The sequence below is a fragment of the Agromyces salentinus genome (assembly GCF_009749395.1).
Lineage (GTDB): Bacteria > Actinomycetota > Actinomycetes > Actinomycetales > Microbacteriaceae > Agromyces > Agromyces salentinus.
The window spans coordinates 1-17,306 of the sequence record NZ_WBIR01000007.1 but is presented as its reverse complement, the minus strand read 5'-3'; the positions used below and the strand labels follow the sequence as shown (position 1 = coordinate 17,306).

Annotated in this window: 19 protein-coding genes and 1 tRNA gene; 6 read left to right on the top strand and 14 right to left on the bottom strand. The window is 71.9% G+C overall.

Annotated features, from left to right (window positions below; translation table 11 throughout):
• Positions 1–241: 241 nt before the first annotated feature.
• Genes mscL through GQQ95_RS08705 form a run of 3 tightly spaced genes read right to left on the bottom strand, consistent with a single transcriptional unit; the run spans position 242 to position 1,630 of the window.
• Positions 242–679 carry a large conductance mechanosensitive channel protein MscL gene (mscL, locus tag GQQ95_RS08715; RefSeq protein WP_157427287.1) on the bottom strand — a complete coding sequence of 146 codons (438 nt, stop codon included), beginning with the start codon at positions 677–679 and terminating at the stop codon, positions 242–244.
• A 29-nt stretch (positions 680–708) separates the two neighbouring features.
• Positions 709–1,020, bottom strand: coding sequence for an FmdB family zinc ribbon protein (locus GQQ95_RS08710; protein ID WP_157427286.1), 312 nt, complete (start codon positions 1,018–1,020; stop codon positions 709–711).
• A gap of 31 nt (positions 1,021–1,051) precedes the next feature.
• A complete protein-coding gene (locus GQQ95_RS08705; protein ID WP_157427285.1) occupies positions 1,052–1,630 on the bottom strand; it encodes a 5-formyltetrahydrofolate cyclo-ligase in 579 nt (192 codons plus the stop codon).
• 71 nt (positions 1,631–1,701) lie between these two features.
• Between GQQ95_RS08705 and galU the strand changes: the two genes are divergently transcribed.
• The 5 genes from galU (at position 1,702) to GQQ95_RS08680 (ending at position 6,075) form a co-directional block, all read left to right on the top strand.
• Positions 1,702–2,601: a UTP--glucose-1-phosphate uridylyltransferase GalU gene (gene galU / locus GQQ95_RS08700; RefSeq protein WP_157427284.1), complete on the top strand. Its 900-nt coding sequence runs from the start codon at positions 1,702–1,704 to the stop codon at positions 2,599–2,601.
• Between the two features lie 2 nt (positions 2,602–2,603).
• On the top strand, positions 2,604–3,266 hold the full coding sequence (locus GQQ95_RS08695) for a GNAT family N-acetyltransferase (protein ID WP_157427283.1): 663 nt from the start codon (positions 2,604–2,606) through the stop codon (positions 3,264–3,266).
• Between the two features lie 51 nt (positions 3,267–3,317).
• Positions 3,318–4,301 carry a hypothetical protein gene (locus GQQ95_RS08690; protein ID WP_157427282.1) on the top strand — a complete coding sequence of 328 codons (984 nt, stop codon included), beginning with the start codon at positions 3,318–3,320 and terminating at the stop codon, positions 4,299–4,301.
• 58 nt (positions 4,302–4,359) lie between these two features.
• Positions 4,360–4,435: transfer RNA gene (locus GQQ95_RS08685), tRNA-Ala, on the top strand.
• A gap of 134 nt (positions 4,436–4,569) precedes the next feature.
• Complete coding sequence (locus GQQ95_RS08680; RefSeq protein ID WP_157427281.1) at positions 4,570–6,075, top strand: MFS transporter; 1,506 nt, start codon at positions 4,570–4,572, stop codon at positions 6,073–6,075.
• Between the two features lie 20 nt (positions 6,076–6,095).
• On the opposite strand, the gene GQQ95_RS08675 is transcribed toward GQQ95_RS08680, so the two are convergent.
• Both GQQ95_RS08675 and GQQ95_RS08670 read right to left on the bottom strand, forming a co-directional pair.
• Positions 6,096–6,809, bottom strand: coding sequence for a DNA alkylation repair protein (locus GQQ95_RS08675; protein ID WP_157427280.1), 714 nt, complete (start codon positions 6,807–6,809; stop codon positions 6,096–6,098).
• A 52-nt stretch (positions 6,810–6,861) separates the two neighbouring features.
• A complete protein-coding gene (locus GQQ95_RS08670) occupies positions 6,862–7,521 on the bottom strand; it encodes an NADPH-dependent F420 reductase (protein WP_170297024.1) in 660 nt (219 codons plus the stop codon).
• A 182-nt stretch (positions 7,522–7,703) separates the two neighbouring features.
• Between GQQ95_RS08670 and GQQ95_RS08665 the strand changes: the two genes are divergently transcribed.
• On the top strand, positions 7,704–8,831 hold the full coding sequence (locus GQQ95_RS08665; RefSeq protein ID WP_157427278.1) for an LLM class flavin-dependent oxidoreductase: 1,128 nt from the start codon (positions 7,704–7,706) through the stop codon (positions 8,829–8,831).
• Positions 8,832–8,927: 96 nt separating this feature from the next.
• On the opposite strand, the gene GQQ95_RS08660 is transcribed toward GQQ95_RS08665, so the two are convergent.
• The 9 genes from GQQ95_RS08660 to GQQ95_RS08625 form a co-directional block, all read right to left on the bottom strand.
• Positions 8,928–10,118 carry a cation:proton antiporter gene (locus GQQ95_RS08660; protein WP_157427277.1) on the bottom strand — a complete coding sequence of 397 codons (1,191 nt, stop codon included), beginning with the start codon at positions 10,116–10,118 and terminating at the stop codon, positions 8,928–8,930.
• 16 nt (positions 10,119–10,134) lie between these two features.
• Complete coding sequence (locus tag GQQ95_RS08655; RefSeq protein ID WP_157427276.1) at positions 10,135–10,629, bottom strand: cation:proton antiporter regulatory subunit; 495 nt, start codon at positions 10,627–10,629, stop codon at positions 10,135–10,137.
• 69 nt (positions 10,630–10,698) lie between these two features.
• Positions 10,699–11,574 carry a metal-dependent hydrolase gene (locus tag GQQ95_RS08650; protein WP_157427275.1) on the bottom strand — a complete coding sequence of 292 codons (876 nt, stop codon included), beginning with the start codon at positions 11,572–11,574 and terminating at the stop codon, positions 10,699–10,701.
• A 10-nt stretch (positions 11,575–11,584) separates the two neighbouring features.
• Positions 11,585–11,761, bottom strand: coding sequence for a hypothetical protein (locus GQQ95_RS19330; RefSeq protein ID WP_170297023.1), 177 nt, complete (start codon positions 11,759–11,761; stop codon positions 11,585–11,587).
• Between the two features lie 96 nt (positions 11,762–11,857).
• Entirely contained in the window at positions 11,858–13,021 is a 1,164-nt protein-coding gene (locus GQQ95_RS08645; RefSeq protein ID WP_157427274.1) for an acyl-CoA dehydrogenase family protein, read from the bottom strand.
• 9 nt (positions 13,022–13,030) lie between these two features.
• The gene (locus GQQ95_RS08640) at positions 13,031–14,062 is read right to left on the bottom strand and encodes a DUF4349 domain-containing protein (RefSeq protein WP_157427273.1); all 1,032 of its coding nucleotides are present in this window, start codon (positions 14,060–14,062) and stop codon (positions 13,031–13,033) included.
• A gap of 163 nt (positions 14,063–14,225) precedes the next feature.
• Positions 14,226–15,062 (bottom strand): aldo/keto reductase, encoded by an 837-nt coding sequence (locus GQQ95_RS08635; RefSeq protein WP_157427272.1) that lies wholly within the window; start codon positions 15,060–15,062, stop codon positions 14,226–14,228.
• A gap of 11 nt (positions 15,063–15,073) precedes the next feature.
• Entirely contained in the window at positions 15,074–16,282 is a 1,209-nt protein-coding gene (locus GQQ95_RS08630) for an MFS transporter (RefSeq protein ID WP_157427271.1), read from the bottom strand.
• Positions 16,283–16,363: 81 nt separating this feature from the next.
• The coding region (locus GQQ95_RS08625; RefSeq protein ID WP_157427270.1) for a DUF3418 domain-containing protein at positions 16,364–17,306 on the bottom strand (943 nt) is incomplete at its 5' end.

The following is a 17,306-nucleotide window of genomic DNA, read 5'->3' as shown; positions in this document are numbered from 1 at the left end:
CAACGCGTCGAGCGGGCCGGCGGCCGGGCGCGGCGGGCGCGGCTGACGCCGGCGCCGGGCACCGACCCTTCGCCGGAGGCGCCGGTGCCCGGCCGCGAGGACGCGCCGGACGACGAGGGTGCCCGCCGTGCGCCTGGCCCCGACGACGATCGGTTCACGCGGGAGAAGCCGCCCCACTGGGGCTGAGCCGTTGCTCGACGCAGCGCCCGCCCTGGGCGACGGGCCCTCCATCGACGCGGGGTCAGTGCCTGGGTTGGTGTGTGTCGCCCGTGGGCCGCTCGGCGAGCAGGTCGCGGATCTCCGACAGCAGGGTGAGCTCCGACTCAGGTTCGTCCGGGTCGGGCTCGCCGGCCTTGCGCTTGGCCTCCGCGCGCTCCTTGAGAGTGTTCATCGGGAGGACGAAGACGAAGTAGACGACCGCCGCGACGGTGATGAACGTGATGATCGCGCCGAGCACGGCGCCGAACTTGACGTCGGAAGTGCCGCCGTCGAGTGTCGGAATCTCGGCGACCAACGCCGTGTCGAGGCTGTCGGCGCGGAAGACTGCGCTGATCAGCGGGTTGATCAGGTTGTTCACGATGGAGGTCACCACGGCCGTGAACGCCGTGCCGATCACGACCGCGACGGCCAGCTCGATCACGTTGCCCCGGAGGATGAACTCCTTGAAACCCTTCAGCACGTCGCCCCCTGCTGTCGCATCGATCAGGTCTACGCCACGCTAGCGGTGGAGCCGCCCGAAGACGAACTCGACGACGAGCCCCCCGCCTTCGCCGGGGCAGAACCCGACGACGACGTGCCCGATCCGCCCTTCGACCCGCCACCCGACGACCCGCCGGACGCGCCGGCACGGGAATCCGTTCGGTAGAAGCCCGACCCGTTGAAGGTCACGCCGATCGTGTTGAAGAGCTTGCGCAGCGGGCCGCCGCAGGCCTCGCAGACCGTCAGCGTGTCGTCGCTGAAGGCCTGGTGGATGTCGAAGGCGTTGTCGCACGCGGTGCAACGGTAGGAATAGGTGGGCATGGAGCTCTCTCGGTTCGGAGGTGCATCGCTGCTAGAACGCGTGGATGCGCGTCGGGGTGACGACGCCGTTGACCGGCTGGTCGTGCACCTCGCGTGGGACCTCTTCGACGAACTCGCTGTCGAACACCACGGCGTACACCGGAGGACATTTTCCCATCGAACCGAGGGTCTTGTCGAAATAGCCCCGGCCCCAGCCCAATCGCATGCCCGTCGAGTCCACCGCGGCCGCCGGAACGACGATCAGGTCGACGTCGTTGATGGCCATCGGGCCGAGGAGTTCTCCCACCGCCTCCGGCGTGCCGTGCAGGCCGAGGATCTCGTCCTCGCTCTCGCCGATGGTCCAGTCGAGCAGTCCGTCCTCGCGCGTGACCGGGAAGAGCACGCGGATGCCACGGGCCTCGGCCCACTCGACGAACGGCCGCGTGTCGGGCTCGCTCGGCATCGACAGGTAGCACGAGAGGGATGCGGCATCCGTGGATCCGACGAGTTCCTCCAGGCGGGCCGTGAAGCCCTCGGTGGCGATGCGACGCTCGTGCTCCGGCATGTTCTGGCGGCGTTCGCGGAGCTCGGCGCGCAGAATCCGCTTCTGGACGGACGGATCGTCGGACATGGCACTCATCCTAGGGCCGTCCTGCTGAGGCGGGCCTGCGCGGGGCCGCCCGTCCGGATACGCTGAAGCGCATGACTGTACGCATCACCAAGGCCGTGATCCCGGCGGCGGGCCTCGGCACCCGATTCCTCCCTGCGACCAAGGCGATGCCGAAGGAGATGCTGCCCGTCGTGGACAAGCCCGCGATCCAGTACGTGGTCGAGGAGGCCGTCGAGGCCGGGTTGACCGATGTCCTGATGGTCACCGGGCGCAACAAGAACGCCCTCGAGAACCACTTCGACCGCGTCGCCGAACTCGAGGCGACCCTCGCGGCCAAGGGCGACACCGCCAAGCTGGAGAAGGTGAACGAGTCGACCGACCTGGCCGACATGCACTACGTCCGCCAGGGCGACCCGCTGGGGCTCGGGCACGCCGTGCTGCGCGCGAAGATGCACGTCGGTCGCGAGCCGTTCGCGGTGCTCCTCGGCGACGACATCATCGACGCCCGCGACATCCTGCTCTCCCGCATGCTCGAGGAGCAGGTCTCCCGCGACGCCTCGATCGTCGCGCTGCTCGAGGTCGACCCCGACAGCATCCACCTCTACGGCGCAGCGGCCGTCGAGGCGACCGACGAGGACGACGTGGTCCGCATCACGGGGCTCGTCGAGAAGCCGGCGAAGGAGGTGGCGCCGTCGAACTACGCCGTGATCGGCCGCTACGTGCTGAAGCCCGAGGTCTTCGACGTGCTCGAGCACACCCAGCCGGGCAAGGGCGGAGAGATCCAGCTCACCGACGCCCTCATGGAGATGGCCGCCGACGTCGAGGGGACGGGCGGCGTCTTCGGGGTGATCTTCCGCGGCCGCCGATACGACACGGGGGACAAGCTCGACTACATCAAGGCCGTCATCCAATTGGCGGCCGATCGCGACGACCTCGGTCCCGACCTCAAGCCCTGGCTCGTCGAGTACGTCGCCGGCCTCGGGCGCGACTGACCATGTCCGCCGCCGGGATCCCGACCCTGCGCGACGGTGACATCATCGTGCGCCCCATCCGGGCGCGTGATGCGAAGGCGCTCGAACGCGTGCTGCTCGAGAACCGGGCATGGCTCCGGCGCTGGGAGGCGACGTATCCCGGCGGCGGCACGGTGATCGACGCGCGGGCCAGCATCCGGAACCTGCTCGCTCATGCCCGCAACGGCACGGCGCTCCCGTTCCTCATCGAGGTCGACGGCGCCATCGTCGGCCAGATGAACGTCTCGTCGATCACCCACGGCTCGCTCTCGTCGGCCTCGATCGGCTACTGGGTGGCCCAGGGGGCCGCCGGTCGGGGCATCACCCCGACCGCGGTCGCGCTGGCGACGGACTACTGCTTCAGGACCCTCCGCCTGCACCGCATGGAGATCTGCATCCGCCCCGAGAATGGGCCGTCGCTGCGCGTGGTCGAGAAGCTGGGCTTCCGTTACGAGGGCCTGCGCCGGCGCTTCATCCACATCGACGGCCAGTGGTGCGACCACTTCGCGTTCGCGCTCGTCGCCGAGGAGGTGCCGGGCGGCGTGCTCCGGCGCTGGCGCGACGGACGGGCGCCGACCGAGGCCGCTCGGATCCATCCCGAGGATCTCGTCGCGGCCGCGCAGCCGCTGAGGATAGCAGATCGCTGACACGCCCGGGCCGGGTCGACTCATCCGTCGCACGTGTCCTAGCGTTGTCGCATGGGCGTGATCGGTGGGGGACTGCTCGTGGCGGTGGCTGCGGCATTGTGGCTCGCGTACCTCATGCCCATCTGGCTCAGCCGCCGTCAGTACGTCGCCACGGAGCGCAACGCGGTCCGGCTCCAGCAGACGCTGCGCATCCTCGCCGAGACCGCGGAGACGCCCGAGCCGGTCGTCATCGAGGCGACGGCGCGGCAGGTCGCGGCCCAGCAGCGCGTGCTGCGGGAGCAGGAGCGTGCGGCCCGCCTGAGCGAGCAGGCCAGTGAGCGGCTCGCGATCGCCGAGCGTCGCGCGGCGCAGACGGCGGCGGATGCCGCAGCAGACCTCGTCGCGAGCGTCGCCGCGCCGACCGAGCCGATCGCGGTCGTCGACGCGCCTGTCCGTGCCACCAGCCTGAAGGTGCTCCGGCGGCGGCGGGCCCTGTGCTCGCTCGCGCTGCTGGTCGGCCTCCTCACCGCCGTCGCGGGCGTCGTCCTGCTGGGGTTCGCCCCGGTCGCCACCGCCGTGTCCGTGCTCATCACGGGCGGTGCGGTGCTCCTCGCCGCGCTCGGCGCCCTCGTGGCGCTCGCGCGCATCCGCGTCGCCCGTCCCGCCGTGCACGTCGCGGCGCCCGTCGTGTCGCAGGCGTTCGAGCCGGTCGAGTTCGCCGAACCGGATGCCGCGCCCGAGGGCTGGGTCCCGCAGCCGCTGCCTCGCCCGCTGACGCTCTCGCGCGGCACGATCGCCGCGACCGCGATGGCGTCCATCGAGGCCGCCGCCGAACTGCAGCGCCTCGCGCTCGAGGCCGAGCGGGCCAGGCGGATCGACGAGCTCGCAACGCCGATGCCGAGCATCGTCCCGGCGGCGGCAGCGCCTGAGCCGACGCGCGAGGAGGCCGCACCCGAGCCCGTGAGCCCGTACGCGCGCATGGGCGTCGTGGGGGCGCCGCAGCGGCGTTTCGACGACCTCGACACCGTGCTCCGACGGCGCCGCCAGGCCGGCTGACGGGCGCTCGGCGGTGGTTCGAACCACCGCTTTCGGGATGATAGGCTCGTACTCGCTCGGGCCCATGGCGCAGTTGGTAGCGCGTCTCGTTCGCAATGAGAAGGTCGGGGGTTCGAATCCCCCTGGGTCCACCAGCAGCGTGAAAGGCCGGCGAAAGCCGGCCTTTCCTGTTCCCGCGATCCGTCTCGCTCTCGCGCATCGCCGCCGACTCGTCGGTGCCGCCCGTCGTGTCTCGCCTTCGCGAGGGGCCGGGCATAGTCTGGCAGGGATGACGCAGCAACCGGCCACCAGGTCCATCCCCGTCTCCGAGGCCCATCGCTGGCGCGCCTACTGGATCTGTGCGGGCGTCGCCGCCCTCACCATCCTCGATCTCTCCAAGGTCAACGTGGGGCTCCCGTCGATCGAGGCGGCGTTCGACGCCTCCGCCACGCAACTGCAGCTCATCGTCGCCGGCTACGTCCTCACCTTCGGCCTCACGCTCGTGCCCTCCGGGCGCATCGGCGACCAGCGGTCGCGGAAGACCCTCTTCGTGGTCGGCCTGAGCCTGTTCCTCGTCACGAGCCTCGTCGCGGCGCTCGCGCCGAACATCACGGTACTGCTCGTCGCACGCCTCCTGCAGGGGGTGGCGGCCGGCATCCAGATGCCGCAGGTCCTCGGCATCATCCAGGAGCTCTTCCGGGGACCCGAGCGCGGCAAGGCGTTCGGCCTCTTCGGCGCGGTCATCGGTCTCGCCACCGCCTTCGGCCCCACGCTCGGCGGACTCATGATCGCCATCGGCGGCCCGGAGGACGGCTGGCGGGGCATCTTCCTCATCAACGTGCCGCTCGTGATCATCGCGCTCGTGCTGGCCATCTGGTTCCTGCCGGTGACGCGCCGTCCCTCGAAGGAGCCGCTCTCACTCGACCCCGTCGGGCTCGGGCTGTTCGCGGTGACCGTGCTCGCGCTCATGTGGCCGTTCCTGTTCACGACGGGCTCTCCGAGCGACAATCCGGCTCGCTGGTGGGTGCTCGTGATCTTCGTGCTGGCATTGACCGCCTTCCTCGCGTGGGAGCAGCGGTACGCGGCATCCGGTCGGCAGCCGCTCGTGCCGCTCACCCTGTTCCGGGTCGCCTCGTTCCGCAATGGCATCTCCTTGGCCAGCGTGTACTTCGCCGCCATGCCGTCGATGTTCCTGCTCACGACCCTCTACCTGCAGGACGGACTCGGACTCGAGGCCGTCTACGCGGGCATGGTGAGCATCGGCTTCGCACTCGTCAGCGCGCTGAGCTCGTGGGTGGGCGGCACCCTCGTGAACCGCCTGGGCCGACCGCTCGTCGTGGGCGGCCTCGTGCTGCTGCTCATCGGCATCGGCCTGCTCGTGCTCGTCGCCATCACGACGCCGGCCGCGGTGACCCCCTGGGCCATGGCGGGCGCGATGGCGATCGCGGGAGCCGGCGGCGGCCTCGTCGTCTCGCCGAACCAGACGCTGACGCTCATGGACATCCCGGTACGGCAGGGCGGCCTCGCCGGCTCGGTCGGGCAGCTCGGCCAGCGCATCGGCACGGCCATCGGCACGGCGGTCACGCTGTCGTTGTTCTACTCGACGATCTACCGGGAGTCCGGGGGAGACCCCGACCTCGAGGTCTACCACCACGCGTACGGCTACGGCATGCTCGCCGTCGCCGTGCTGGTCGCCGCGGCGTTCGCCATCGGCGTGGCCGACCTGGGGTCCAGGCGCCGGCGTCGCGCGTCGGACGACGACGACGAGGAACCCGACGTCCGCCCGACCTCCTGACCCGAGCGGCGGCCCATCCCTCAGCGCAGCGCGAGGATGCGCGCCCGATCCGGCTTGTCGTAGTGCTCGACGGCGGCGCGCAGGGCGACCCGCGGCATCGACGGGGCCCGTCGCTCGAGGAACAGCGTCAGGCGCTCACGGTCGAGGTCGCCCGCGGCGCGGAGGACCCAGCCGAGGGCCTTCGCGACGTACGGCTCGTCGTCGTCGGCGAGCAGCTCGGCGATCGTGAACGCGTCGTCCAGCTGACGCCTGCGGAGGAACGCGAAGGTCGCGACGAGCGCAGTGCGGCGCTCGGGCCAGCGGTCGGATGCCGCGAGCCGGCGGAGCGGCTCCCGATCGCGGTCGAGCAGCCAGCCGCCCACGACGTCCCGCGCTGCGAGATCGACGAGGTCCCACTGGTCGATGCGGTCGTGCCGGCGCAGGAAGAGCTCGTACAGCTCGCCACGTCGTTCCTCCGTCGTGCGGCGATGGGCGGCGGACTTGCCCATGATGCTGCAGGCGAGCGCACGCACCTCGTGCGTGGGCACGTCGAGCAGGGTCTCCAGCTCGGCGACGGGGAGGTCGAGGGCCGTCTTCGCGAGCTCGAACACCGTGCCCATGCGCACCCCGATGAACGGCGCGGAGTCGTCGGGCGGGAAGTACCGCGTGTACTTCTCGCGCTCCGCCGGCGTGGCCATCTCCTCGAGCGCGGCGACCAGCGCCGCGGCATCCGTCGCCATGGTGGGCCCCTCCATGCGGCCGGCCCTCGGCCGTACGGTGCCAGCGTACGCCGACCGCCGCGGAGGGTCAGGCGGCGAGGTCGGCGCTGGGGGTCACGAGCGCGCTGAGCTCGGCGGCGCCGAGTTCGCGCCCGAAGGCCGGATGGCCGGGCTCGAGCGCCCGACCGTTGACGAGCGGGCCGCCGTCGACCGGGTCGAAGCCGAGGTCGTCGATGATGCGGGCGAGCGCCGCGCGTGCCTCGGGGTCGTCGCCCGCGACGGCCATGGCACGACGCAGCGGCGAACCGGCGTCCATGCTGTCGTCCTCCATCTCGTGGTAGCCGACGTGGTTCAGGGACTTCACGACGCGGGCCTTCGGATTGCGCGCCGCCATCATCTCGCTCGTGGACCGCTCGTCGGCGTCGACCTCGGCGATGTGGCCGTCGACCGGTGGCCAGTAGTTCATCGCATCGACGACGATGCGCCCGTCGAAGTCCTCCCAGGGCACCGAGGCGGCCTTGCCGAACGGCACCGCGACGATGATGACGTCGGCGTGCGCGACCAGCTCGTCGGGCGTGCCGACCCGGGCCCCCGGTGCGACCACCGAGACGAGCAGCGAGAGGGCGGTCTGTCGCGGCGAACCCGCCATGACGACGTCGTAGCCGGCGCCCACGAGCAGGCGGGCGAGGGCGGTGCCCACCTTGCCCGCCCCGAAGATGCCGATCGTCGGCCGGTCTGCCACGTCCATCACTCCATTCTCGCGCGCGCGCCTCCATCGTGCCGGAGGTTCCATGCGTGTGCATCAAGGTCAACCGACCGATCGGATGTCGCATTCCCCGGCGTTCGTGACGCGGGGGAATAGCATCGGCACGGACCCGGTTCAACCCATGCGAACGCATACGGATGTGTGCGTCACGACGGAGGCGGAGCATGACCCACTACGAGTTCGGCATCGACACGTTCGGCGACGTCACCCTCGACGCATCCGGCGCGAAGCTGACACACGCCCAGGTGCTGCGCAACGTGGTCGAGGAGGGCGTGCTCGCGGACCGCCTCGGACTCGACTTCTTCGGCGTCGGCGAGCACCACCGGCACGAATTCGCGGTCTCCGCTCCCGAGGTCGTGCTCGCCGCGATCGCGGCCCGCACCGAGCGCATCCACCTCGGCTCAGCGGTCACCGTGTTGAGCAGCGACGACCCCGTGCGCGTCTTCCAGCGCTTCGCGACGCTCGACGGGCTCTCGAACGGCCGTGCCGAGGTGATCCTCGGTCGCGGTTCCTTCATCGAGTCGTTCCCGCTCTTCGGCTACGACCTGAACCAGTACCAGGAGCTCTTCGAGGAGAAGCTCAACCTCTTCGCCGCGTTGCTGCCGCAGGAGCCGGTCACCTGGTCGGGCGAGCTGCGCCCCGCGCTCGAGAACCAGCGGGTCTTCCCGCCGGTCGAGCACGGTCGCCTCAAGACCTGGATCGGCGTCGGCGGGAGCCCCGAGTCGGTCGTGCGTGCCGCGCACTACGGACTGCCGCTCGTGCTCGCGATCATCGGCGGGAGCGCTGCGCGGTTCGCCCCGCTCGCCGACCTCTATCGTCGCGCGCTCGACCAGTTCGGCCACGAGCCGCAGCCCGTCGCGATCCACTCGCCCGGCTTCCTCGCCGACAGCCGGTCGGAGGCGCTCGACACGCTCTGGCCGCACTACGAGGCCATGATGAACAAGATCGGGCAGGAGCGCGGCTGGGGCCCCACGAGCCGGGCGCACTTCGAGGACGAGGCCGCGCGCGGCGCGCTCTACGCCGGGGAGCCCGAGCCCGTGGCGCAGCGCATCGCCGAGGCCATGCGGGTCACGGGCGCGACCCGCTTCGACCTGAAGGTCTCGAACGGCGGCCTCTCGCACGAGGCCATCATGGGCAGCATCGAGCGGTACGCCACGCAGGTCGTCCCGCGCGTGCGCGAGCTCCTCACAGCCGACGCCGAGGCGGATGTCGACGCGGACCTCGCGGCGTTCCGTGCCGTCGCGGCGCAGGACCGGGCGGATGCCGCCGCCGAGGGCCGCTCCGCCGAGTAGGCCTTGCCGCGGGCCGCGGGCCGCCGGCCGCTCGCTCGCGGAACGGTCGTTCGCGACCGGGCCGCCCGTTCGGCGTCACGGTGGGTCGAGCGCTGCTCAGCCCGCGGCGGTGGCGGCCCGTTCGGCCCGCCGCCGCACGATCGCACGGAACCACTGGGCATCGGGAACGCGGGCCAGGAACGTCCCGGCGATGATCGTGATGAGCACGTACGCCGTCGCGAGCGGCGCGAGTTCGGGCGCCGCTCCGGAGGCGACCGCGATGCCCGCGATGACGATCGAGAACTCGCCGCGCGGCGCGAGGGTGAACCCGGCGCGCCACTGGCCGAGGGTGCCGACACCGGCGCGCCTGGCGGCGTAGGCGCCGGTCAGCACCTTCGTCGCGATCGTCACGACCGCGAGGAGGGTCGCCGGGAGCAGCATCGTCCACAGTGCCGAGGAGTCGGACGTGATGCCGAAGAAGACGAAGAACGTGGCCGCGAACAGGTCTCGGAGGGGGGTCAGCACCCGGCTGGCGTTCGCGGCCACCCGCCCCGACAGTGCGATGCCGACGAGGAAGGCGCCGACCGCGGAGGACACGCTGACCTGCGCGGCGAGGCCGGCGACGAGCATCGTGAGCCCGAGCACGCCGAGCAGCAGCGGCTCGTACTGGTCGGCCGGGAACAGGCGCGAGATCAGGTGCCCGTGGCGGAGGGCGACGAAGAGGATGACGGTGACCACGCCGACGGCGATCGCCACGCCGATGGCCCCCTGCAGGATGCTCGCCCCGACCGCGAGGGCGGACAGGATGGGCAGGTAGAAGGCCATCGCCAGGTCCTCGATGACGAGCACGCCGAGGATGGCGGGGGTCTCGCGGTTCGAGAGGCGACCGAGGTCGCGCAGCATCGTCGCCACGACCCCCGACGACGAGACCCAGGTGACGCCCGCCAGCGCGACCGCGGCGAGCGGGCCCCACCCCAGCATGAGCGCCATCAGTGCGCCGGGAACCGCGTTCAGCACGCCGTCGACGATGCCCGCCGCGCGCGCGGACTTCAGGCTGTCGAAGAGCTCGGACGCCGTGTACTCGAGGCCGAGCAGTGCGAGCAGCAGGATGATGCCGATCTCGGAGCCGGCCTCGAGGAACTCGGAACTCGCGTCGAGGGGCACGATGCCGCCCTCGCCGAACGCGAGGCCGATCAGGAGGTAGAACGGGATCGGCGACATCCCGATGCGCAGGGCGAGACGCCCGGCCAGGCTCATGACGAGCAGAAGCGCGCCGACCTCGATCAGGAGCAGCGTGGTGTCGTGCATCGGCGGCGCCCGGCGATCAGTCGGGGCCGGTGGCGAGCAGCTTGGCCACTCCGTCGAGTCCTTCTCGTGTTCCGACGACGACGATGACGTCGCCCGCCCGCAGCTTCTCGGACGGCGTCGGGGAGGGGATGATCGACTTGTCGCGGACGATGGCGACGATCGAGGCGTGCGTGCGGGTGCGCGCCTTCGTGTCGCCGAGCGTGCGGTTCAGGTACGGCGAATCGGTCGGCAGCGCGATCTGCTCGGTGTAGAGGCCCGCGGTCTCGTCGCTGAGGCTCGTGAGCCGGCTCAGCATGACGGAGGCGCCGAGCACGTCGGCCAGGGCCGCCGCCTCGTCGTCGTTCAGCTGGACCGAGTCACGGCACGCGTCGGGATCGTCGCGGTCGAAGACGCCGAGATCGCGCTCGCCGTCGCGGTGCGAGACGACGCTGATGCGCCGCCCGCCTTCGGTAACGAGGTCGTGACGCACGCCGATGCCCGGCAGGTCGACCTTCTCGATGCGAATACCCACAGCGGACATCGTAACCCCGTTGAGAGCACTGCCGTCCGCTCGGGCCCGGCTCGCCGGGTGACCGCGGTGTCAGGTGGTGACGGTGGTGCGCATCTCGACCACGGGCGTGCCGTCGTCGTCGACGATCTGCAGGTCGACATGCGCATTGCCGAGTTCGCCGAGGGAGTCGGCGTGCGTGCCGCCGCAGGGGATCTCCGCCGTGCCGACGGGCAGTTCGGCGACCCAGGTGCGGCGGTCGGTGAGCCCGTCGCCGTCGCGGTCGATGCGGACCGGCGCGTTGGCGAAGACCCAGCCCTGCACCGTCTGGGTCACGGTCCGCGCGAGGTCGTCGAGGTCCGCGTCGAGGAGGGCGGCGGCGGCATCGAAGCCGGCTCGCCGGAGCGACTTGTTCAGGCGGTAGCGGTCGAGCGAACCGCCGGGTTCGATGCGGCTCGAGGCGATGGCGATGCCGTCGAAGTCGGGGTTTCCGAGCGCGTCGGTGCGCGCGGGCTTCGACCAGTACGGGGCGAGCGCCAGGTTCAGGGCGAGGGATGCCGCGTGGCAGGCGGTGTGCCCGAGGGACAGGGCGCGTCGCGCCGAGGCATCCGCCGTGATCGCCACGAGGTCGTCTTCGGAGATCGCGGCGTCGGCGTCGACGAGGTGCGCGACGAGGAAGGACCAGCCCTCGGTTCCCTTGCGCACCGGGATGTCGGCGCCGAGGTGGAGCGCGTCACCATCGGTGGCCGCCACGACGGCCTCGTGCACGGCATGGCTGACGCCGTGCGCGTCGATGACGCCGGTGTCGGCCGGCTGGTCGGGCCAGGCGGCGTCGACGGGGTGGAAGCTGGTGACATCGGTCACGACCACGAGTCGGTCGTCGAAGGGCTCCACGTGCAGCACGCGTGCGGGCTGGACGAGCTCGCCCTCGGGGTACGTGACGCGGGTGTCCTGCTGCGGAAGCGTCATCGAGGGGCGCTCAGGCCTTGTCGCTGCGGCCGAGGATGCTCACCGGGATCGCGACGGCGAGGGACACGCAGAGGATGCCGGCGAAGAAGACCGCGGCCTCGAACCCGACGATGTGCGTGGCATTGCCCATCAGCCACATGCCGAACAGGAACACTGCCATCGAAATGATGAACGCGATGCCGCTCATGCCTCAACTCCCAAGGATGCGGCGGCATCCATCGCCACCGGTCCTGCCAGTCTAGCGAGCGGATGCCGCGCCGCGCGGTGCCCGGACGGGCGGCGGTCACTCGGGCAGTGGGCCCAGCCAGGCGTTCGCGACCGTCGCATGCGCCGACTCGTCGTCGGAGGGGTGGAAGATGCCCGCGAGCACGTCCCGGTACAGCCGCCCGATCTCGGAGCCGGCGAAGTAGCTCGAGCCGCCCGAGACGCGCACGGCCTGGTCGACGACCTGCTTCGCGGTCTCGGTCGAGCGCACCTTGACGCCGACGAGCTTCGCGAACCACTTCGATCCGTGGTCGACCAGCCCGTCGAGGTCGCGCGCCACGGCGAGCAGCTGCGGTTCGAGGGCGTCCTGCGCGAGCGCGGCATCCGCGATACGCCAGCGGATGTCCGGATCGTGCGCGTACGGCGCCCCGTCGCGCTTCATCGACGTGCGGCGGTGCGCGGCCGTGACGGCGAGGTCGAGCGCCCGTGCGCCGATGCCGGCGTAGACGGAGGCGAGGAGCAGTTCGAAGGCGGCGAAGATGCCGAAGACGAGCGGGTCGGCGTTGGGGCCGGGATCGAGCCGGCGCACGATCCGGTCGGGCGCGGCGTACGCGCCGTCGAGCACGGTCGTCCGGCTCTGGCTGGCGCGCATCCCGAGCGTGTCCCAGTCGTCGAGGATCCGCACGTCGGGGTCGTCGCGGTCGATGAAGCCGTAGACGAGCTTCGGGGCGTCGGCCGAGGTCTCGTCCAGGCCCATGGTGCCGAGGCGCGTCCACGCGGGCGAGAGCGAGGTGAAGATCTTGCGGCCCGAATAGCGATAGCCGCCGTCGGGCTGCGGGTCGGCGGAGGTGCGCGAGCCGAACAGCATGAGATCGTTGCCGGCCTCGCTGATGCCGAACCCGAACACCTCGCCCGCGCCGGCCTCGCGCTGGAGGAACTCGAGCGAGTCGTCGCCCCGGTCGGCGAGGATCTTCGCGACGGCCGTCCACACGAGGTGCATGTTGATCGCGAGGGCGGTGGCGGGTGCCGCGCCGGCGAGGCGCATCTGCGCGCGCACCGCGTCGTCGAGGCCCCAGCCGAGGCCGCCGAGGCGGGTCGGGACGAGGATCCGGAGGTAGCCCGCCAGGCGCAGCTCGGCGAGGTCCTCGTCGAAGAAGGCGTTCTCGCGGTCGTAGTGCGCGGCCCGCTCGCGGATGCGTTCGAGCAGGTGGTCGTCGAGCAGGGTCTCGGGCGTCGAGGTCACCTCGTCAGACTACGCCCGAGGGGTCGGGTCGTCGCCGGTCGTCGAGGCGGCGACCGCCTCGCGCTCGCGTGCCGCCCCCGCCTCGGGGTCGCGTGCCGCCCCCGCCTCGCGCTCGCGACGCCGCGCCGGCGCCTGCGCGAGTCGGACGATGCCGAGCACGATCGCGACGACGACCGTGGCCGCCAGCACCCAGGGCAGGATCACGCCGAGCGCGACGCCGAGCCAGCCGAGGAACCAGAGGAGTCCGGTCCACCCGGCGACGAGCCCGCCCCAGAACCCCTCGGGCGCCGGTGACGGCGCGGTGTCCTCGGTGCCCAGCTCGACCGAGACCGTCGAGTAGGCGATCTGGTCGTCGAGCTGGGCGCGCTGCTGCGTGAGGCCGTCGAGCTCGCCCTGCCTCGTGGTCAGCTCGGACTCGATCGCGATGAGGTCGCCGATGTCGGCGGCCTCGGCGAGGAGGGCCCGCATGCGCGTGACCGAGGCGGTGAGCGCGCCGATGCGCGCCTCGAGGTCCTGGTGGGCCACCGTGACATCCGTTGCGCTCAGCTGCACCGAGGTGACGTCGCCGAGATCGCGGAGCTCGTCGAGCACCGCGTCCAGCCCGTCGGACGGGACCCGGATCACCAGGGATGCCGACGCCGACTGGGTGTCGGTGCCCGGGCGTTCGGTGCGGTCGTCGACGCGGCCATCGGCCCGGGCCGTGAGCTCGGCGACGTCGGCCGCCGCCGCCACGGGGTCCTCGACGGTGATGGCGACCCAGCCGGTGGTCACGACGCTGCGATCCTCGGGCGCCTCGGCGCCGGCCTCCGCGCCGCCGTCGGCATCGCTCGCCTCGCCGAGTTCCGCGCCGCCCGCGAACTGCTCGGGCGCCTGGTCCGGCATCGGCGCCTCGATGGCCGGGTCGACGGCGGTGGATGCGGCATCACTGCCGGCGCCCATGCTGCAGCCCCCGAGCAGGGCCGCGGCGACGAGGGCGAGGGCCGCCGACGAGGCGAACCTGAGGCTGGTGCGGGGCGGGACGATACGCTGCGTGGCTCTCATGCGCTCACGGTAGTGGCGCGGGCGTGGCCGATGTCTGGGGGCCGACTGGGAGTGCGGTCACGATGCCGTTGCGGTTCGCTGGGAGTCGGTGAACGGCCCCAACGAAGCGTCGGCGCCGCTCGTCCGGAGGGCTGCGCCGTGCATCCCTTCGGCCGAGCGGGGTTCAGTCGAGGTCGGGGTCGCGGCCTGTGCGCGTGCCGGACTCCAACGCCGCGATCGCCTCGAGATCCACCTCGTCGAGCGCGAAGCCGAACACGTCCAGGTTCTGGCGCATGCGGGCGGCGGACGACGCCTTCGGGATCGCGATGACGCCCTGCTCCATGTGCCAGCGGAGGACGACCTGTGCGGGCGTCCGGCCGTGGCGCTCCGCGATGCGCGCGAGCGTCGGATCCTCGAGCACCCGCCCGCGGGCGAGCGGCGACCACGCCTCGACACGGATGCCGCGTGCCGCGTGATCCTCGCGGAGCTCGCGCTGCGGCAGCCACGGGTGCAGCTCGACCTGGTTGACGACCGGCGTGACGCCGGTCTCGGCGACGATGCGGTCGACGTGGTGCACGTGGAAGTTCGAGACGCCGATCGAGCGCACCCGCCCCTCGGCCTGCAGCCGGATGAGGGCCCGCCAGGTGTCGACGTAGAGATCGGTCGAGGGCACGGGCCAGTGGATGAGGAAGAGGTCGAGCACGTCGAGCCCGAGGCGCTCCATCGAGGCGTCGAACGCACGGAGCGTGGCGTCGAAGCCGTTGTCGTCCTTCCAGACCTTGCTCGTGACGAAGACCTCGTCACGCGGCACCTCCGTTTCGCGCACCGCGCGGCCGACCTCCGCCTCGTTCTCGTAGAAGGCCGCGGTGTCGAGGTGTCGGTACCCGGTGTCGAGGGCGGTGCGGGCCAGCGCCGTGGCATCCGCCGCCGGCACCTTGTAGAGCCCGAACCCGAGCTGCGGGACGGCCGCGCCGTCGGCGAGGTCGAGCACGGGTGCGAGGGGGAGCGGTTCGTCGGTCATCTGGGCTCCGATCAGCTGGGCTGCATGGGCACGGGTTCGGTGTCGGGGATCGGGGACGCGTCGCGGCCGCGCAGGTCGGGATGCCAGCGACGGCCGAACGTGGGCACGAGCACCCCGACGAAGGCGAATGCCGCGGCGATCCAGAACGCGCCCTGCGCGCCGTAGCCGTCGATGAAGAAGCCGGCGAGCGCGGATCCGAGTGCGGCGCCGATGAGCTGGCCGGTGCCGACCCATCCGTAGGCCTCGGCCGTGTCGGAGAACTTCACGCTCGAGGAGACGATCGAGAAGAGGACGGCGAGGGCCGGCGCGATGCCGATGCCCGCGACGAAGAGCGTCGCCGAGAGCCACCAGAAGTCCATGACGAACGCGGCGAGCGCCATGCCCGCGAAGACGATGAACATGCGGCGGGCGGTCGCCCACGGGCCGATGGGGATGTGCCCGAACAGGAGGCCGCCGGCGAGGCTGCCGACCGAGAAGATCGCGAGGACGATGCCGGCCTCCGGGCCGCCGTGCCCGAAGACCGCGACGACTCCCGCCTCGACCGCCGCGCACGCGCCGATGAGGAGGAACCCGACGATCGTGGCGAGCATGACGGGCGGCCTCGCGAGGACCACTCCGAACCGACGCTTCGAGCGAGGGATGCGCACGCGGCCGAGCTCGGGGGAGCTGATGAACCAGGCGCCGCCGCCGACCATCATCAGCGCGGCGAGCATGATCGCCCAGATGGTGCCGATCTGCGTCGCCACGAGGGTCGTGACGACGGGACCGACGACCCAGATGATCTCCTGGGCCGAGGCGTCGAGCGAGAAGAGCGGGGTCAGCTGGCGCGAGTTGACCATCTTCGGGTAGATCGTGCGCACGGCCGGCTGCACGGGCGGCGTCGCGAGCCCGGTGACGAAGCCGACGAGCATGTAGAGCGGCACGGTCAGCGGCAGCACGCCGATCGAGACGATGCCCGCGACGCACACGATGGTCGTCACGATCAGCACCGGCCGCATGCCGACACGGCCCATGAGCCGGCTCGTGAGGGGCCCGGCGATGGCCTGGCCGATCGACGTGGCGGCGAGCACGAGACCGGCTGCACCGTAGGAGCCGGTCTGCTGCTCGACGTGCAGGAGGAACGCGAGCGAGAGCATGCCCGACGGGAAGCGCGCAGTGAGCTGGGCGGCGATGATGCGAGCGACGCCCGCGGTTCTCAGAAGATCGGTGTAGCTTCCCACGGTGGCACCACTCTATCGACGCGGATGCCCGCGGGCGTGCGTACGGCGGGGCGCCCGGCGTGCCCCGCGATGTACGCGGTGTCAGCCGGCCAGCGCCTTCGCGATCCGCTGCGGCGAGACCGGCTCGGCCGTGCGCAGCTCCTGTGCGAACAGGCTGACGCGCAGCTCCTCGAGCATCCAGCGCACCCGCACGAGCCGCTCCGGCGCCTCGGGGTCGATGGGAATGCGCCCGCCGGCCGCCTCGAACGCCTCGAGCGAGGGCTCGAACTGGTTCATCGCCTGCCGGTCGCGGCCCGGGTTCTCGACGAGCTTCGCCACCCGGGCGAGCAGCGCGTCGAGGTAGCGGGGCAGGTGGCGCAGGCGTTCGAGCCCGGTCGCCGAGACGAACCCCGCGGGGACGAGGCCGTCGAGCTGGGTGCGCGCGTCGCCGAGCGCCGACATCAGGCTGATGCTGGACGCCTTCGAGATCGCGCGGTCGACCTCGCGCGCCGTGCGCAGGATGCGCGCGACGAGCGCGACCGTCTCGAACATGCGGTCGACGATCGTGGCCGCGATGGCGTCGCGGACCACGTCGAACTCCGCGCGCGTGCGCAGCAGCCCGTCGGGGTGGTGCGCACGCAGCTCGGCGTCCACGCAGGCGGCGAGGCAGTCGTCGAGCAGCGCACGGGTGCCCGGGTACGCGCTCGCGGCGAGCGAGAGCTTCTCCTCGTTCGAGAGGTGCTCCTGCACGTAGGCGACGGGGGTCGGCGTCGCGAGCACGAGCAGGCGACGGATGCCGCGGCGCGACGCCCGGTCGCGCTCCTCGGCCGTGGCCACCAGGCGCAGCGCCACCGACGTCTTCTCGTCGACGAGCGCCGGGTAGGCGCGGATGACGTTGCCCGCCTGCCGGGAGTCGAGGTGCGCCGCCAGCTCGTCCCACTCCCACGTCGTGATGCCCGAGCGTTCCGCGAGCGCCGGGTCGACGGCCGCGGCAGGGGGCCGGGGTGCGCTCGCGGGCGCGCCGGGTGCCGCGGCGCCGCGGTCG

Excerpts from the sequence above, each read along its gene's own strand:
- GQQ95_RS08675 (WP_157427280.1), bottom strand. The coding sequence starts at position 6,809 with ATGGAGGGGCCCACCATGGCGACGGATGCCGCGGCGCTGGTCGCCGCG.
- GQQ95_RS08665 (WP_157427278.1), top strand. The coding sequence starts at position 7,704 with ATGACCCACTACGAGTTCGGCATCGACACGTTCGGCGACGTCACCCTC.
- GQQ95_RS08635 (WP_157427272.1), bottom strand. The coding sequence starts at position 15,062 with ATGACCGACGAACCGCTCCCCCTCGCACCCGTGCTCGACCTCGCCGAC.
- GQQ95_RS19330 (WP_170297023.1), bottom strand. The coding sequence starts at position 11,761 with ATGAGCGGCATCGCGTTCATCATTTCGATGGCAGTGTTCCTGTTCGGC.
- GQQ95_RS08690 (WP_157427282.1), top strand. The coding sequence starts at position 3,318 with ATGGGCGTGATCGGTGGGGGACTGCTCGTGGCGGTGGCTGCGGCATTG.
- GQQ95_RS08705 (WP_157427285.1), bottom strand. The coding sequence starts at position 1,630 with ATGTCCGACGATCCGTCCGTCCAGAAGCGGATTCTGCGCGCCGAGCTC.
- GQQ95_RS08650 (WP_157427275.1), bottom strand. The coding sequence starts at position 11,574 with ATGACGCTTCCGCAGCAGGACACCCGCGTCACGTACCCCGAGGGCGAG.
- GQQ95_RS08680 (WP_157427281.1), top strand. The coding sequence starts at position 4,570 with ATGACGCAGCAACCGGCCACCAGGTCCATCCCCGTCTCCGAGGCCCAT.
- GQQ95_RS08710 (WP_157427286.1), bottom strand. The coding sequence starts at position 1,020 with ATGCCCACCTATTCCTACCGTTGCACCGCGTGCGACAACGCCTTCGAC.
- GQQ95_RS08640 (WP_157427273.1), bottom strand. The coding sequence starts at position 14,062 with ATGAGAGCCACGCAGCGTATCGTCCCGCCCCGCACCAGCCTCAGGTTC.
- GQQ95_RS08670 (WP_170297024.1), bottom strand. The coding sequence starts at position 7,521 with ATGGACGTGGCAGACCGGCCGACGATCGGCATCTTCGGGGCGGGCAAG.
- GQQ95_RS08660 (WP_157427277.1), bottom strand. The coding sequence starts at position 10,118 with ATGCACGACACCACGCTGCTCCTGATCGAGGTCGGCGCGCTTCTGCTC.
- GQQ95_RS08695 (WP_157427283.1), top strand. The coding sequence starts at position 2,604 with ATGTCCGCCGCCGGGATCCCGACCCTGCGCGACGGTGACATCATCGTG.
- galU (WP_157427284.1), top strand. The coding sequence starts at position 1,702 with ATGACTGTACGCATCACCAAGGCCGTGATCCCGGCGGCGGGCCTCGGC.